We start from the raw sequence: 16,655 nt of genomic DNA, 5'->3' as shown, positions 1-16,655 counted from the left end.
CAAAGCCCTTTGCCTGAAACGCAGAGGGCTTTGTTATAAATGCCACAGGTCATCCAGAAAACTTATTATTTCATACGTTAATTCTGTTTTTACCATGTTGTTGTCATAGATGTGGTTTCTCAGGTTTCAGACTTGCTGAATGAAAAACGCAGCCTCCCGCGTTCAGTAAATCAGAAAAGATAAATGAATGAAGTGAAAGATCCCGTGACTGCTCTTAAGCCTGACTTAAGGACAGACATGATAGTTCGGGGTCAATTCCAATGAAGATTGAGCTATAAATGTCTGAATTTGCATTCTCCCGTCGTCATTTCTTGCTTGGAGCCAGTGCTCTTGCTTTGACGGGTTGCGTTTCCACCGGTGAAACCAAGCGCCCTTCGGCTGATCTTGCAGCCAACAAAATCAAGCCTGTCACTCCGCCAATGTATTATGCAGTGTGGGATGAAGGCTATCAGGTTCCTGAAGTCGATGTGTCGAAAATTCCGGAGAAATTCTGGCGTACGGAAGTTGATTATATCACGGATGAAAAGCCGGGCACGGTTATCGTCGATACCCCGAATAAATATCTCTACCACATTAAATCCGGTGGCCGTGCAACCCGCTACGGTATCGGCGTCGGTAAAGACGGTTATGCATGGTCCGGCCGTGCGAAAATTGCCTATAAGCGTAAGTGGCCGCGCTGGACACCACCGGATGAAATGGTAGCCCGTAATCCGGCGCTTGAACCATACAGCATCGCCAATGGCGGCATGGGGCCGGGCTTGCAAAATCCTCTCGGTTCCCGTGCCCATTATATCCATAAAGACGGACGTGACACGATCTACCGTATTCACGGCTCGCCTGAATATTGGACCATCGGTAAATCCGTTTCTTCCGGTTGTATCCGCATGGTCAATCAGGATGTGATGCATCTGTATGATAATGTGCGTGATGGCAGTGATATCGTCGTTATTCCTGACCTGAACAAAACCGGACAGGCGCATTCAGTGATGGCCGCCGGTTAATCAGCTTTGTGGTTTACGCTCTTAATGAGTGTAAACCACACGCTTTTACGCGCGGTCACCGATATGTCCGTGCTTACCTCACTGTGTATTTTAGCGTAATTTTAAAAAGCTAATTCTTATTTCGAGCAATTTGCGACAGAACAAAATCCTGTCCTCAAACCATGATTATAATTCACACATGGTTTGTTTATTCTCTGAAGACTTCCGGTTTAAACTGACCTCCTGAAAACGCACCGGAATCAAGATTCTGTCTATGACGGGGGATTTACATGCAAATAGTTGAGCTGGATGTACGGCCGGTGCTGCGTGAGGGCGGTGAGCCGTTTCCACTGATTATGCAGACTGTTTCCGGCTTGCAGGAAGGGCAATCCCTCAGATTGCTTGCAACTTTCCGTCCGGTGCCGTTGTTTCAGGTCATGGAGCGGAAAGGTTTTTCCTGTGCTGCCCGTGAAATTACCGGTGGTGACTGGGAGGTCATTTTCTCTCCGGCAATTTCAGAAGAAACCGCAGAAGAGATAAAACCGGTCAGCCTGTCTGCCCGAACCGTAGTGCCGGAAATCTGGCCGGATCCGATGCATTATCTGGATTATTCATTGCCGGATCAGAAGACTGTTACGGAAGAAATCCTGCGCCTGCTTGGCAGAATTGAAGAAGGTGCGGTGATCTTTGCGCTGTTCTCTGCCGAGCCGCATTTCTTGCTGCCGGAGCTGGAAAATGCCGGTCATCAATGGGTCGGAAATTTTGATGCCAGCGGCGAAGCATACCGGATGATGATACGCTCCGGCGCTCATTGATTTGTTCTTATTCTGCCCGCTGGCGACGATCCTGCAGCAGCATCGGTGCATATTCGATGACATAAAGGGTGAAGGCCGCGATCCATAACAGCGCCGACACTGCCAGAATTGTATGGAAATAATTCAGAACAATTTCCGCAAATGGTCTGAGGAGTGCTGAGGCAATCAGACAGACATAAGACAGAATGGTGAGCGGAGATGCGCTGAGCGCATTGCCGGTGTGTCCGCGTGTGGCACGCCCCATCACCGCCAGCATCATGGTCGCGACAGCGCCGACAGTCAGAATATGCAATGTTGAATAGGCATTGAGCATATCCGCTGCAGACAAAGCGATAGCGATAAAACCTGCGGGAATGAAAGCATAGGCAATATGCAGGATGAGCAGGAGTTTTTCCGGTGCGGTTTCCCAGCCGCGCCAGCGTACCAGTCTCGCAATATGCAAGATCGCAGCCAGACTGGCGAGCACGAGTGTGACCGGCGTTTCCGGCGCAACTATCCAGCTTAGAAGCGTTAATGCGCCTGTGATGATACAAAGCGCATCATAGCGGTTAAACGGTACAGGAAAACGTGTTTTCTGATTGCGGTTGAGCCAGTTGCGGGTGAAGCTCGGCACGATACGGCCGCCGATAATCATAATCAGCAACACATAGGCACTGACAGCGATACGGCTGGCAAAAGCAATATCACCATCGGTTATCACGGTATAATGGAAGATCAGATTGGCGATGGTGAGAAGTGTGACACCGATCAGCACTTTCAGATTTTTCCATTGTTTGCCGGCAATGATTTCTCTTGCACAAATGACCAGTAACAATGGCAGAAACAGGCTTTCCAATGCGATTGCCGCATAGAAATGGATGAGATCGGGATAGAGAAAGGCCAGACGTCCCGCCAGCCAGAAACCGGCAAGAATGATCAGCGGTGTGCCGGAGACCGGCAGGCTGCCGGTCCAGTTCGGCACAGCGGTCAGCAGAAACCCTGCCAGAACCGCAGAACCGAAACCGAACAGCATTTCATGGGCATGCCAGTTGAGTGCATCATAAGAACCGCCCAGCGGCATGCCGAGTGTGAGGGATAAAATCCACAACAGCATGGCAAGCACAGCCCAGATACCGGCACCAAGGAAAAACGGTCTGAAACCATAACTGAAAAGCACAGGGCCGGTCATTTTTAACCCGCGCGGCACCGGTTTTCTGGTTTTGATGGTTTCGTTTTTCAGATGGTCAGCGGTATCAGGGGCGTTCACAGCGGTGTCCTCATCTCAACATGCGGGCCGGTATGCAAACCTGCATCAGGCAGGGCTGTTATTTTTGTGCGCTGGCAATTGCTTTTTCGAGGCGCTGTTGCACCGGCTTTGGCTTCTTCGCAGCCACAATGGCATCAAGATTAGCCGGATTATCACCGACAACGATCAGCGCGACCATGCCCATGGAATAATGCGGTGTGCATTTGACCAGATAAGCGCCGTCCTGCTGAACTGTCAGCGTATAGTTCTCATTGATTTTGCTTTTGAACTTTTCAACGCCTTCGGGGATCATATCTTTGACCGACTCGACATTGTGACCTTTATCCGTCGGGATGAAGATGATGTTGTCGCCGGGATTGGCTTTGATATAGGCGGGCTCAAAGACCATTGCGCCTTCTGCGCCTTTATTAAGCATGTGTACTTCAATATCGGCAGCCAGAGACGGCAGGGTGAAGAGGGCGAAAACGCCTGCTGTCAGAGCCAGTTTTGTTGCGGTAAGTTTCATGTCAGTCTCCGAAAAAAGGTAACCGCTTCAGCGGCTGCCCGTTTCTTAAGACAGATTGAAACACACCTCTTTGTCGGGGCGCAAAGAGGCTGAAAAACCGGACAAAAATGGTGGAGTATTTTAGTCTTCGTGCTCGGCCAGTCTTTTAAGTCCGGTCAGATTGGAAACCAGAAGCAATTGCCGTCCGCCTTTGACCAGTCCTCTGGTTTCCCAGTTACTGAGTATGCGTGAAACCGTATGCAATGTGGTGCCGGTCATTTCGGCAATATCCTGCCGCGAAATCGGAAAATCAATGCGGATATCAGCACCTTCATGAATGCCCGCTTCCTGTGCTAACCGGATAACCGTATGCGCGATGCGGCGCTCCACTTCCTGCGTGGACATTTCACGGATACGGTTATGCGCCTGATCCAGCCGCTGGCCGATCATCTGCATGGCGTTAATTGCCAGCGTGGGATTGCGCTCCAGAAAGCTGTTCATCATGTTCATCGGCCATGCGAGTACAATACTGTCGGCGACAGCAATCGGTGTGCCCGGATATTCTGTGCGCCCGATTGCCAGAGCAAATCCGAATAAATCACCGGGATGGACGACGCGCACAATCAGCTGCTGACCACCGGCGGTAACCTGCATGACTTTCAACCGGCCTTGCAGAAGCAGGTAGAATGAGGTTGCTTTTTGACCTTGCTCGAAGACTTTAGCGCCTTTGGCAACAGGGCGCTGAACCGCATTGGAGAGCAGTTTGTCCAGAGCGCTTTCTTCCATGCCTGCAAAGATCGGCAATGCGCTGACAAGCGTCCGGTCAATCATACTCATCCCTTTGCAGTCATGATACGCTATAGAGCCGTCGCCGTGACCGACCCTGTGTTCATCAATGTGGGATGAGTAGTAAAGCTTTGTGAAGCGTGGCGCAATTCAATATATTGCTATCATTTTCAGACTTTTAACCGCTGAAAACCATCTTTTTCAGTTTTTATATAGACAGAAGTTGCGGACATATTTTGCAGGATTGCACGGATTTCTGCCTGCTCCATCAGGCTGAAGGCTGTCGCCCATGCATCGGCAGAAGTGGCGTCAGGCGCGATAACTGTCAGTCGCTGATAACGGGACGAAGACAGTTCATGACTGTTCGCAGTTTTCGGATTGAGCAGATGGTTGAAATGCCCGTCCGGATCAAACCGGAAACCGGCGCCGCCGGATGTGGCCAGTGCATTACCGGAGAGTTGCAGCATCGCATCGGGCTGCGGATCAGTTTCAAGATCGGCAATACCGATCTGCCAGGGCGTACCATCGGGCTGATTATCCAGACTACGATATTCACCCAGATTTATCAGCGTATTGGTAACGCCGTGGTCTGCCAGCAATTGCGTAATCAGATCAGTAATATAGCCTTGTGCCACACCATTGAGGGTCATGGCCATATGCGGGCGGTCAAAGACAATCCGGTCTTTACTGAAACGCACGGCATCAAAGCCGGTTAAAGACTGCGCCTGCTGCAATTCCTGTGCGGAGGGGCCGGAGGCGGCGGCATGTTCTGCGGAGAAATGCCGCGCAAGACATGCCCAAAGCGGCTGAATGGTCGGGTCAAACAGACCGCCGCTTTTCTCCCAAAAATCACGGCATTTTTCCAGCAACTCAACCAGCTCCGGCGATGGCATCGCCAGAGCACCGGAGCGGTTGAGCGAGGCAAGTTCAGAGTCTGGCCGGTAAAGGCTGAAAATACCTTCCAGACGTGCGATTTCCGCACGAACCTGCCGGAGGAGGGCTTCTGCGGCCCTCTTGTCGGGATGATGCAGAATGATTTTTGCCGGTGCGCCAAGGGCAAAGCCCTGCCAGATCACAGCATTATTATGTGCAGATGCACCGGCATGAAACGGCAGGAGGCTCAGACCCGCAGCAGCACAGCTGATACCGATAAAACGTCTGCGATTGATACGGCTTGTCATGGCAGTCTCCGTGCAAATATTCATGAGATTAGTGATGTGTGCTCATTGGTGCTTCAGTTGGCGCGTCTGAGGTGCCGAGAACATAGTCCTGCGGAATGTCGGCAAAGGTAACGATGTCGCCGCCTTTATCTTTGGCAAATTGCTCTGCCGCTTCACGGGTAGAGAAGGGCACGGTTTCTTTAGCCCCCATGCCGCCGGTGGCATTGCTGTTGATGACGAAAAAAGCCTTTTTCGCATCAACCCAGTTTTGTGCGCCCGGTTGCTCCCAGCTTGGGGCTTTGGCCATATCGGAGACATAGATTGCCGCGATATTTTTCGGCTCTTCCGGCAACATGGTAAAAGCCAGCGTGTCACGGGCAGAGGAGAACCATATGGCTTCACTTGCCGGATGAAGAATGACCTGTCCCTTCGGGCCGCTATGTTCCAGAACATTCATGCCGCAATAGCGCCCCATAGCCGCTTCAGTCAGTGCAAACGGAGCGGGTGTCTCAGCCTGTTTTTCTGGTGAACAGGCCGACAGAGTAAGAGCAGCAATAACGGGGATGAAAAGAGAGATCAGTCTCATAGTTCTTTCCTTGAAAAGATGAGTATGGAAAGGCCGAGCGGGATGGCAGTCCATAGTCCCAGCGCCAGAGTGAGGACACCTGCGCTCAGAGTTGTGGTGCCAGCAACGCCGCCCATGCCGGTGAGGGCACCGGCACCGCCTGTGCCGAAATTGAGCAGGCGATAGGCATCTGTCGGGTTGATAAGCAGCAAAATATTGAGCAAAGCAGTGCCGATCATCTGCCCCTGATCGAAGACCAGTAGGCCAAGCAGCGCCATGTCATAGATCAGCACAAAGAGCAGCCAGATGCCGATGGCAATACCCGCAGCAGTGCTGCGCTCACGCACGATTGTGCTGGCGAAAAAGCCGATGGCGATGAATACCGCGCCGAGCAGGACAGAGCTGCCGATCAGCGACAGCAAAGCCAGCCAGCTTGCCGCATCAATGCCGCCGCCTGTCAGCGCAAGCACTATGGCGGTGCTGCCATAGCCGAACAGGGTCGCGAAAGCGAGAATAGTGAGCTGTCCGAGAAACTTGCCAAGAATGACCTGTTTGCGCCCGATCGGGTAACTCAGCAGTAACAGCATGGTGCCGCGTTCCATCTCGCCGACAACAGCATCATGAGAGATCAGCAGCGCAATCAGCGGGATGAGAAAAATGGTGAGGCTGGAGAGACTGACGATCACCACATCCAGCCGGTTGGAACCGATTGTGCTGCCGGTCGGTGCATTGCCGAGAAAGCTCATGCTGAGTGCCAGCGCAGCCAGCAGCAGAGTGGTTGCCAGCACCCAGCGGTTGCGCAACCCTTCCTGAATTTCCTTGCCGGCAATATGAATGAGATTTTTCATTCCGCGGCCTCTTTAACTGTGAGGAAATGGGCGTAAAGCTCATCCAGTGTCGGTGCCATGACATCAATATCCGTGATGTTATGGTTTTGAGCGATAACGGAGTTCAGAACCTGCATTTTATCTTCTGCGGAAACATCCGCTTCAAAACTTGCAAAGCCGGTTTTCCGCCAGCCTATCCGCAGGGATTGTCCGGTGCTGTGCGGTGCGGTTTCACCTTCGGCTAAGCTGACACGGATACGCACCGGCAGACGCGCAATATGGCGCAGATCATCCAGTGAACCGTCTGCGATGACCTTGCCGCGATTGGCGATAATTACCCGTCCGACACGATTTTCCAGTTCGGTGAGCGCATGGGAGGACATCAGAATGGTGGTGCCTTCCGCACGCATAACCTCCAGCAAATCGTAGAAGTTTTTGCGCAAGGCCGGATCAAGGCCGGTTGTCGGTTCATCCAGCAGCAGCACGGCGGGTTTGCCGAGCAAAGCCTGTGCCAGACCAAGCCGCTGGCGCATGCCTTTGGAATAGGTGCCGACACGGCGGTCTGCCGCATGGGACAGGCCGACATGATCGAGCAGCGCGGCGGTTTCCTTCACAGGAACAGATTTGAGCTTGGCGTAAAAAGACAGGGTCTCCCGTCCGGTCAGTGCCATATTGAAGGAGACATGCTCGGGCAGATAGCCAAGCTTGCGCCGTGCCGCGAATTGTCCGGCTGCAGGGTCTTCACCCAGCACCAGCACTTTGCCATGTGTCGGGCGGATCAATCCCAGCATCAGCTTGATCATCGTGGTCTTGCCTGCACCATTATGGCCGACCAAGGCAATATTTTCACCGGCATTCAGCACATAGGACGCATCGCTGATGGCATTGAATGTGCCATAGGTTTTGGTGACACCGGCAAGCTTTACGGTTTCAGTCATGATTTATTTTCGCCTCCGGATTTGACCGGCATCGCAGGCGGTTTCATCAGCGGATAGCTGTCAATGACACCACCCGGCATCAATGCGGGAAATTGCGTCTGCGCCCAGCGGATTGTCTGGATCGCCGGACTGTTGATAAGAATTTTGGCTTGGGGAGCTGTCCACAGCACTTTGTCGATCAGATCATTTGGCCGGTAGGGGCTGTCAGCAATGCCGTCGCCATTGAGGTCAAAGGCGGGATTGTCGCTCCAGAAATTGCCGCGTCCTTTGGCCGACCAGTCGAGATTGCGTGTGCCGACATATTTGACCTGATTGCGGTTGTTGATGAAGGCATTGCCGCTCATCACATTGCCTTCGGAACCGGCCGTGAAATGAATGCCGATGCTGCAATTTTCAAACTGATTGCCGGTGAATTTGTTCTTATTGGCGTTGTAGATGAAAACGCATTTCTCAGGCCCCAGTCGCAGGTTGCCAGTCTCTGCAGACGGGTCAGTTTCCGGTTCTGGCATACCATGCTCGGCGCTTTGAACACCGGCATCCATCCAGCGGTCAGCCGATTGCATTTTGCCGATCACCCGATTGCCGGTGATGACGGAACTGTTGGCATAGTTTAGCAGCAACCCGTGATCGCGGTCACCCTCCGAAAGATTGCCGGTAATTTTAAGCCGGCTGGTATACATAATGGCAAAGCCGACAGAATTATTGCGCGAGATATTATCGCTGACTTCGCTGTCATTGGTGTACATATAATGGACAGCAAAACGTACATTTTCCATGAGATTGCCACGGAAGATATTCTTGCGGCTGGCATTGGTATAAATGCCGTCGCGGCCATAGCGGATGATATTATTCAGCACTTTGGCACCCGGTGCATTCCAGATGGAAACACCGCTGCCGGTTTGCGCCATGCGTACACCGCGCTTGCCAATAATCTCATTGCCTTCGGCCACGGAATCCTTGGCACCATGCAGATAGATACCATAGAGATTATCAATCAGCCGGTTATTCTCCGCCCGTGCGCCGGTGGCGGTTTTGGCGATGAAAATACCGGAATTGAGATCAAAGAGATTGTCGCCGGAACCACGGATTTCCAATCCGCGAATGATGGTTTCCGGTGCATTGACGGTAATCGTATTGCCGGTGCCGGAGCCGTAAAGCACGGCTCCGGCTTCCCCCTCCAGCATGACTGTCTTGTCAATGACGACTGACCCGTCATGCCGCCCTTTGAGCAGGCGGATCGTTTCCCCCGCCGGTGCCTGATCAAGGACGGTTTGCAGATTTTGTCCGGCAGATACGATGATCTCTCCGGCCAGTGCCGGAGAAATCAGTGCGGGCAGCAGGCCGGAAAAACACAAAGCCGTAGCCAAAGCATATTGCTTCATTGCGGGCGTTGTGTGCTCCGGTAAAGCTGCGGAGTTGCGTTTTTCCTTATGGCGCTGATGCTGCATGATGTTTAAGCGCCTTTCGGCTCAACAAGCATACGGCCTTTCATTTCCATATGCATGGCATGGCAGAACCACGAGCAGTAATACCACCACACGCCCGGCTTATTGGCGATGAAGGTGACCGAGGCTGTAGCCTGCGGTGCCACTTCCATATTGATCCCGTAATTGATGATCGAGAAACCATGGGTCAGGTCTTCGATTTCATCAATATTGGTTACATAGACAGTGACTTCATCGCCCTGTTTGACGGTGAATTCCTCAAGGCTGAAGGCCGGTGCGGCAGAGGTCATATAAACACGGACTTTATTACCGTCGCGGATGACTTCCGCAGCTTCCATCAGATCGACGCCATCGGCCTTTGCCTGTGCAACAGCATCGGCAAAGAACGGATCTTCACGATTCCAGGCATTGACCGGATTGATCTTGGAGCGATGTACGATTGTTGCGTCATGCGGTTCGGCAAAGCTTGGTCCGTCATGGACAATCACCATTTTATCTCCGGAAATATCAATGAGCTGGTCATTTTCCGGTTTGAGAGGTCCTACATTGAGATAGCGGTCTTTGGAGAATTTATTGAGGGAGATCAGCCATTTACCGTCAGCCTCTTTGGTCTGTCCCATCGAAGTGTGGTTATGTCCCGGCTGATAATGCACATCGAGTTTCTGGCGGATCGGATCGACCTTTTCGCCCTTGAAAGCACGTTTGGCATCCTCAATGTTCCACTTGCAGACCTGACTGTCGATAAACAGTGTCGTATAGGCATTGCCTTTGCCGTCATAGGCGGTGTGCAAAGGCCCGAGACCGAGTTCCGGCTCCGCCACAACGGCATCACGCGGATTGATTTTGTCATCAAACAGGTCGTCAAATTTGCGCACATCGAAAACGGTGACGGTCGGCGACAATTTACCATTGGCCACAATATGGATGCCGTCCGGTGCGGTATTCATACCATGCGGGCTGTTCGGTACCGGAATATAGCGGGTGAATTTGGAGCCTTTGCGTCCGTCAATCACCGGCACGCCGTTGATTTCCTTGAACTCGCCTTTGGCAACCGCTTCTTCAATGCGTTTCAGGTTGAAGATAACAATCCAGTCCTGCTCACTGCCCATCATTTCGGCCAGTGTCACGCCCTCTTCGGAATTGTAGCAAGTGGCAAAAGCATATTTGCCCTGATAGTCACAGTCCACATTATCGAGATTGCCGCTGACCATGACCTGCCATGCTACCTTCATGCTTTCGCCGTCTACTGCGGTGAAAATCGCATGATAGTTTTTGGTATCTGTCAGATTTTTACCGTCATTCGGGATCGGCACGCGGTCTTCACCATTACAGAAGACATAGCCGGTTTTCGGATATTTCTGCACGCGCAGGCCATGAACCGTGTGCTGGTTCGGCAGCTGAATGATCTTGTCGCATTTCATGACATCAAGGCGGATACGGCAGACGCGGGTATTGGCCTTGTCATTGGCATAGAGATAACGGCCGTCATAGGTGCCGTCGGTAAAGGAAAGATGCGGATGGTGCAGATCGCCATTGTCGAAAACGCCGCCGCGGTCTTTCATAAACTCACGGTCTTCAGGCAACATGCCGTCACGGAGAACTTTCAGGCTTTCATTGGTCTGTCCCCAGCCGGTGGCACTGTCACGGTTGAAAACCGGAATACGCATCAGCTCGCGCATGGATGGCAGGCCGACAATACGGACTTCACCGCTCTGGCCGCTGGAAAAGAATGTGTAATATTCATCCAGTTCGCCCGGTTTGACTTCTGCACTTGAACCGGATGCGGATGCCGCCATGGCCTGCTTCGGTGCGCCGGCCATGACTAGCGCACCGCCCATGCCGCTGGCACCGGCAGCGGCCACAAAAGCCGAGGTGCCGAGTAATTGCCGTCTGTTCATGCGGGTTTTATTTTCTTGCTCAGACATTGCTTTGTCTCCAGTTGAAAATTTCAGGATGCTGCGTCCGGTGCGGATGCGCCGGTAACAGGTTGTCCGTTATGGGTGATGATGGTTTTTGACTGGCTGCCGGTACGTTCTGCCGGTGGCGTATAAGGCGCGTTGCGGGCAGCGAATTTCTCACGTTTGACGCGCACCTGAATCATATGCGGGCAGCGCTGGTCATCGTGGTAAAGCTCCTGACAATGCATACAGTAGATACATTCATTGACATTGATCTGGCCTTCCGGATGGATGGACTGTACCGGACATTCGACAGCGCAGCGCTGACATGGCGAGCCGCATTCCGGCCAGCGTTTCAGCCATTCAAACATGCGGATACGGCCGGGTATGGCGAGTGCCGCGCCGAGCGGGCACAGATAGCGGCAGAAGAAGCGCTCGATGAACAGACCGGCAGTCAGCAAGGTCAGGGCATAGATGACGAACGGCCATTCGCGGGCGAATTTCAGGATGATCGCGGTTTTGAACGGTTCGACTTCGGCGAAAACCTCGGCCAGAGCCACGGAATAGAGGGACAGACCAAACAGGCCGAGGAAGATAATATATTTGATCGGCCACAGACGTTCATGCAGGCCCCATGGCAGTTTGACCTGCGGTACTTTCAGCCATTGTGCCAGATTGTTACTCAATTCCTGCAGCGCACCGAAAGGGCAGAGCCAGCCGCAGAACGGACCGCGTCCCCAGAACAGCAGACCGGCAGCAACCGAACCCCATAACAGGAAAGTCAGCGGGGAGGTCAGGAAGAATTCCCAGTTGAAGCCGGTGATAAGCGAATTGGTGAAAGTCAGGACATTGACGACCGACAATTGGGTGTTGGTGTAGAAGCCAAGCCAGACAAGGATGAACAGAAGATAGCCGCGTCTGACCCATGCGAAGAAGCGCGGACGTCTGACCAGATGGTTCTGGAAGAAGAAGATTGCGACCAGCACCAGAATGGCGAAGGCAGTAATCACAATATTGATTTTGTTCATCTGCCACATCTGGATCCACAGCGGATTATCTTCTCCGAAGAAATCAGGCATGGATGCTTCACCGACCGGTGCGCTGACATGTGGATTATTCGCAGTGGCAGCATCTTGTGCAGGCTGCACGGGAGCCGGGACAGGTTTGGCAGGTGCGGTGATGGTCACATATTGGTCGGGAAGTGTATAACCGAGGTCATAGAAGATGCTGGCTTTGTCACGGGCACCAAAGCCACGCTGTACCAGTAATTGCAGTTCCCATGGTTTTGTTACGTCGAAGGCGAAACCTTCCGGCACCGTGAACAACGCGATTTCACGCAAATCCGGTGCGCCTTCAGCAGCAATATTGCCGATGCGCGTATGGTTTTTATCCCGAAAACGGATGCCCTGACCGTCCTGCAACAGTTCGATACGGTCGAAAATACCGCCGCGTACATAGCCCGATCCCTTGAAGGAATAGGCACCATCACCGGCAACCAGTACGGCCTGCTGGCCGGGTTTAAGCCGTTTCTGCATCTGGTCATATCCGGCCTGACCCAGCAGGCTGAGACCGATGGACGGCACTGATACCGGCGCGACATAGAGCTCGATAAACTGGTCTTCTGGAGCGGATGTTTCAGGGTTTTCTGCCGCACGCGGTTGCTTGGCATCAAGGAAGGCTTGCGTTACTTCGCCGACACTGAGCTTCAGGCTGCGAACAGAACCGTCACCGGTCAGTTCCTGCCAGTCACGGATATCCTGTTTCGACAGATCAACAGTGCGGGTTTCCTGCGGTGCCGCGACTTGTCCGGCAGCAAGCTGATTGCCCAGACGGCCGCTACGGATCAGCCCGACAGCCGAGCGCACCACACTGTCGCCCATGACCAGAACAGTGACCGTGGCACCGCTGACAATCTCGACCTGAGGCGGTTTGGCAGTGCCTGAAGCAACGGCATTGAAATCGCTGTTGATGAGGGAGTTGAGCGCCGCAACCACTTTGGCTTCGGGAATACCGATCAGCACAATCGGTTCTTTGTGGTCGGCAAGTTTGATGCCGCGAATGATACCTTTGGTATCAATGCCGACGAGAATATGGATCGGTTTGCCGGAATAGCCGACAGAACTGGTAAAGTCTGAATTCAGATAAATATAGCCGAGCAGATCCTGATTTTTATAGACCGGCGCAATCGGCGGTTCACCTTGCGGTGTGCCGATACGATCCGCATCCTGAAATAGTTCCTGCACTTTTAGCACAGGCAGATACTTATCCAGCTGAGCGGCAAAGGCTGTCGATTGCAGGCTGATGAAGCCGCTTAACAGAAGACAGAACAGCAGGATCAGTTTTCTGATGAAAAATGCCGGACGATCATGAAAGCGGTTCATATAAGGTGCTCACTGCAAGTCAGGTGCTGCAGCAGCAGGCTGCTCAGCGGTTATGCAGTGGACTTTAATGAAGTGGCGGAATGCGTCTTTGCGTCAGAACAAACTGACGATAATTGCAGGTGTTAATTATCTGAATATGTGCAGTTTGCTGCCCTTAGCGGAAATACACACGATATAAAAATTCCGGCAATGTATGATTGCGGCGGATATATATTCTCGGAATGCCAAACGGGTCATCATTTGGTTTTGCGCGTGCGGCAATTGTCGTGACCGCAGTTTGAAAACCTGCCTCACGTGCCATTAAGCGGTGTGTCTGATTATTGGCACCGTAGGGATAGCAAAAATGAGGAACCTCTGCGCCCAGCATGTCCTCCAGACGTGATTTTGATTCACTGATCTGGCGGCGGGCTTCTTCATCCGGTGTGTCATTCAGATTGACATGATCAAGCGTATGGGCGCCGACTTCATGTCCCAATGCTGCCCATTCACGCATTTGCGTGACGGACATACATGCCATTTCCGGAATGCCGATTGCCTTGTCCCAAATATTGCTGCCACCAATCTGGTTGGCCACAAAATAATTTGTGGCGGTGAAGCCGCATTCTGCCAGAACCGGTGCGGCATTTTCCAGCACATTCAGGAAGCCGTCATCAAAAGTCAGGACAGCAACCTTTCCGGTTTTTTCTCCCTTAATATAAGGTATGGCATCCCGCACGGAGAGCCCTTGATAGCCGAGTTTTTTCAGCCAGCGCATCTGGCTTGCAAAGCGTTTCGGATGCACAAAAAGGCTGCGAAAAGGGACACTGCTGCCGACAGCTGCAATATGATGATAGACAAGGATCGGAACTGTCATAGGCAGATGCTTTTACTCTTCGGGCAGGGGGAGCTATCAGTAGCCGTCAATATCAACATAATGCATGGATTTTTTGCCACGGGCTCCATCGATAAAGCCGACCAGACTGCCTAAATTCGCAGCAATCGTTAGCAAGCCTCTTTCACGATAGATGGGCAGTAGTAAGCTGCCGACAAGCACTTTATAAACACGCGAAAGAACGGATTTGAAGGTGCGCCATAAGCTGCCGCTCTTCTGGTTTTTCATGCGTTCCAGATGTACAGTTCTGGCATGATCGCGGTTACGGCGATAATAATAGCTCAGTTTCAGGCGTGAAGCGGGAACGGTTTCATAGGCAATGGCGTGCGGTGTCCAGCCTGTTTTTGCGCCAAGAGCTTTCGCCTCGGCCCATAGCTGCCAGTCTTCGCCGCCGGCCTGACCCAAAGCTGCGTCAAAGCGCAATCCTGTCGAGCGGAAAAAGTCGAGATTGCCCATCCAGCTGCCGGTAGCAAGTTTCAGTTGTCCGGCTTTGCCTTCATCGCGCTTTTTGATGGAGCGGTTTTCAGCATTGCGGTTCACTTTATCGACACCCTGCCAGACAATTCTTTGCCAGAATGACAATTTGCCTTCCGGTGGTGCAAAACGTACCGGTGCGCCGACAATATCAAGATCGAGGTGATCGCGTTCTTTCAGCAATTCCATGAGCCACTGCGGTTCTACCTGCTCGTCATCGTCAGCAAAGGTCAGCAGATCATAACCATGATCAACCGCATAATTGAGCACATGATTTCTGGCCGATGCGATGCCTAAAACCGGCTCAACTGTATAGACGACTTCAGCAGGCGAAACTCTTGCCTTAAAGTCATTGATAATCGAGCAGACTGTTTTCTCGTGATTGTTTTCTACAATTAAAAAACAGACCTGTGTCCCCTCAGGAATAATCAGCCGGGCATAAGACATCAGCAATTTCTGCAGCATAACGGGGCGATCTTTTGTGATCGTGCCGATGCAAATTTTCCGGTGCGTTTTTGAAACCAAAAACAATTCCCCCTGTGACCCCTACTTTGATTCCCATCCATTTGCCCCATCTATCTGAACGTGAGATAATTTCCCCACAATCTCCCGTGCAGATAGTCGCAATGAGAATGCTTATAATATCATAAGATAACAATTTAATGTTGTGTAAAAAAGCCGGTTTCACTCATAAAAATGCGTATTATTTTGAAATTTATTGAAAAAATATGATCTATTCTGGCTCTGTCTGGTCAATTTGAAGATAAAGACAAATTTTTATTAGATACTACATAATATACTGGCGCCGATATGGTGCTGTATTTATAGGTGATTTGGGGAGAGGGCGCGGAGTATAGCTGTGCCCGATTGAGAGACCTCGTTAAAGCTTTTGAGAGGTCGCGAGATGTGCAGCGCCGGTAACGGCATGATGCCGTCTGTGCTGATTGTAATATACTATTTTATGGGATTTGGATGGTGGGCGTAACAGGGATTGAACCTGTGACCCCTACAATGTCAATGTAGTGCTCTCCCGCTGAGCTATACGCCCATCCGATGACGCGCATACACCATATTGGCTCGCGCGCGTCAATGCCCTTTTGAAGAATAAAGAGAAAAAACTTTGTTTTACCTGTTGTTTTTCAACAGGCTTATCCCGATACCTGAAATCAGGCTGCCAGCAACATTTTCTCGATCTCATTCACGAGATCACGCAGGTGAAACGGCTTGGACAATACCTTGGCTTCACGCGGTGCGTTTGAATCAGGATTGAGGGCAACAGCAGCAAAACCGGTGATGAACATGACTTTGAGGTCAGGATCAATTTCGGTTGCACGGCGTGCAAGTTCAATTCCGTCCATTTCAGGCATAACAATATCCGTCAGCAGCAAAGAGAAAGGCTCTTCGCGTAGACGCTCATAGGCGCTGGCTCCATTGTCGAAATGGGTGACATGATAACCGGCTTTTTCCAGTGCTTTCACCAGAAAACGGCGCATATCATTATCATCTTCAGCAAGCAGAATTCTTTTCATTGGTCCGTCCGAATGTCTGTACGCTTTTTATCTGCGTGTCCCCAGCATGATATTGCGGTGACAAAATGGCAAGAAAAGCGATTCAATCTGATCCTATAAGACGCTGCTTTGGTAAATATCGGATGAATCATTCCCATTAATCTGCCCCGTCTCTGCGACCGGCAGGGCAAAAGTGTTTTATTGCCTATGCATTTTGGCAGGCAAGAACGACGTTAAAAACACCATATAGGGCAGTTCAAGAAAATGTCATGTGTCA

15 protein-coding genes and 1 tRNA gene are annotated in these 16,655 nt (G+C 51.8%); 2 read left to right on the top strand and 14 right to left on the bottom strand.

Features of this window, described 5'->3' with window-relative positions:
* Nucleotides 1–278: 278 nt before the first annotated feature.
* Nucleotides 279–1,001, top strand: a complete 723-nt coding sequence (locus F7P81_RS14405) for a L,D-transpeptidase (RefSeq protein ID WP_022712560.1) — start codon at nt 279–281, stop codon at nt 999–1,001.
* A 269-nt stretch (nt 1,002–1,270) separates the two neighbouring features.
* The gene (locus F7P81_RS14400; protein WP_022712561.1) at nt 1,271–1,795 is read left to right on the top strand and encodes a DUF2249 domain-containing protein; all 525 of its coding nucleotides are present in this window, start codon (nt 1,271–1,273) and stop codon (nt 1,793–1,795) included.
* A 7-nt stretch (nt 1,796–1,802) separates the two neighbouring features.
* Here F7P81_RS14400 and F7P81_RS14395 read toward each other — a convergent pair whose 3' ends face one another.
* The 14 genes from F7P81_RS14395 to cpdR all read right to left on the bottom strand — a co-directional run bounded on the left by F7P81_RS14395 (nt 1,803) and on the right by cpdR (nt 16,399).
* Nucleotides 1,803–2,963, bottom strand: coding sequence for an NnrS family protein (locus tag F7P81_RS14395; protein WP_151160200.1), 1,161 nt, complete (start codon nt 2,961–2,963; stop codon nt 1,803–1,805).
* A gap of 136 nt (nt 2,964–3,099) precedes the next feature.
* The gene (locus tag F7P81_RS14390; RefSeq protein ID WP_022712562.1) at nt 3,100–3,546 is read right to left on the bottom strand and encodes a pseudoazurin; all 447 of its coding nucleotides are present in this window, start codon (nt 3,544–3,546) and stop codon (nt 3,100–3,102) included.
* 120 nt (nt 3,547–3,666) lie between these two features.
* Entirely contained in the window at nt 3,667–4,362 is a 696-nt protein-coding gene (locus F7P81_RS14385; RefSeq protein WP_151160068.1) for a Crp/Fnr family transcriptional regulator, read from the bottom strand.
* A gap of 119 nt (nt 4,363–4,481) precedes the next feature.
* Nucleotides 4,482–5,492 carry an FAD:protein FMN transferase gene (locus tag F7P81_RS14380; RefSeq protein WP_246176141.1) on the bottom strand — a complete coding sequence of 337 codons (1,011 nt, stop codon included), beginning with the start codon at nt 5,490–5,492 and terminating at the stop codon, nt 4,482–4,484.
* Between the two features lie 28 nt (nt 5,493–5,520).
* Nucleotides 5,521–6,057, bottom strand: coding sequence for a nitrous oxide reductase accessory protein NosL (locus tag F7P81_RS14375; protein ID WP_151160066.1), 537 nt, complete (start codon nt 6,055–6,057; stop codon nt 5,521–5,523).
* Nucleotides 6,054–6,884, bottom strand: a complete 831-nt coding sequence (locus F7P81_RS14370; RefSeq protein WP_151160065.1) for an ABC transporter permease subunit — start codon at nt 6,882–6,884, stop codon at nt 6,054–6,056. The genes F7P81_RS14375 and F7P81_RS14370 overlap by 4 nt, the downstream gene beginning before the upstream one ends.
* Nucleotides 6,881–7,801, bottom strand: a complete 921-nt coding sequence (locus tag F7P81_RS14365) for an ABC transporter ATP-binding protein (RefSeq protein WP_075656994.1) — start codon at nt 7,799–7,801, stop codon at nt 6,881–6,883. Before F7P81_RS14365 ends, F7P81_RS14370 begins: the two co-directional genes overlap by 4 nt.
* Nucleotides 7,798–9,183, bottom strand: a complete 1,386-nt coding sequence (locus F7P81_RS14360; RefSeq protein WP_151160199.1) for a nitrous oxide reductase family maturation protein NosD — start codon at nt 9,181–9,183, stop codon at nt 7,798–7,800. The genes F7P81_RS14365 and F7P81_RS14360 overlap by 4 nt, the downstream gene beginning before the upstream one ends.
* A 71-nt stretch (nt 9,184–9,254) precedes the next feature.
* A complete protein-coding gene (gene nosZ / locus F7P81_RS14355; RefSeq protein ID WP_151160064.1) occupies nt 9,255–11,171 on the bottom strand; it encodes a TAT-dependent nitrous-oxide reductase in 1,917 nt (638 codons plus the stop codon).
* A gap of 23 nt (nt 11,172–11,194) precedes the next feature.
* Nucleotides 11,195–13,525 carry a 4Fe-4S binding protein gene (locus F7P81_RS14350; protein ID WP_210307664.1) on the bottom strand — a complete coding sequence of 777 codons (2,331 nt, stop codon included), beginning with the start codon at nt 13,523–13,525 and terminating at the stop codon, nt 11,195–11,197.
* Between the two features lie 154 nt (nt 13,526–13,679).
* Nucleotides 13,680–14,378: a polysaccharide deacetylase family protein gene (locus F7P81_RS14345; protein ID WP_151160063.1), complete on the bottom strand. Its 699-nt coding sequence runs from the start codon at nt 14,376–14,378 to the stop codon at nt 13,680–13,682.
* A gap of 36 nt (nt 14,379–14,414) precedes the next feature.
* The gene (locus tag F7P81_RS14340; RefSeq protein WP_281348911.1) at nt 14,415–15,395 is read right to left on the bottom strand and encodes a glycosyltransferase family 2 protein; all 981 of its coding nucleotides are present in this window, start codon (nt 15,393–15,395) and stop codon (nt 14,415–14,417) included.
* A gap of 448 nt (nt 15,396–15,843) precedes the next feature.
* Nucleotides 15,844–15,918 (bottom strand) — tRNA-Val (locus tag F7P81_RS14335).
* 118 nt (nt 15,919–16,036) lie between these two features.
* Entirely contained in the window at nt 16,037–16,399 is a 363-nt protein-coding gene (gene cpdR / locus F7P81_RS14330; protein WP_022709690.1) for a cell cycle two-component system response regulator CpdR, read from the bottom strand.
* Nucleotides 16,400–16,655: the final 256 nt, after the last annotated feature.

The organism is Pseudochrobactrum saccharolyticum, assembly GCF_008801715.1.
Classification (GTDB): domain Bacteria; phylum Pseudomonadota; class Alphaproteobacteria; order Rhizobiales; family Rhizobiaceae; genus Pseudochrobactrum; species Pseudochrobactrum saccharolyticum.
This window is presented reverse-complemented; position numbering and strand designations above follow the sequence as displayed.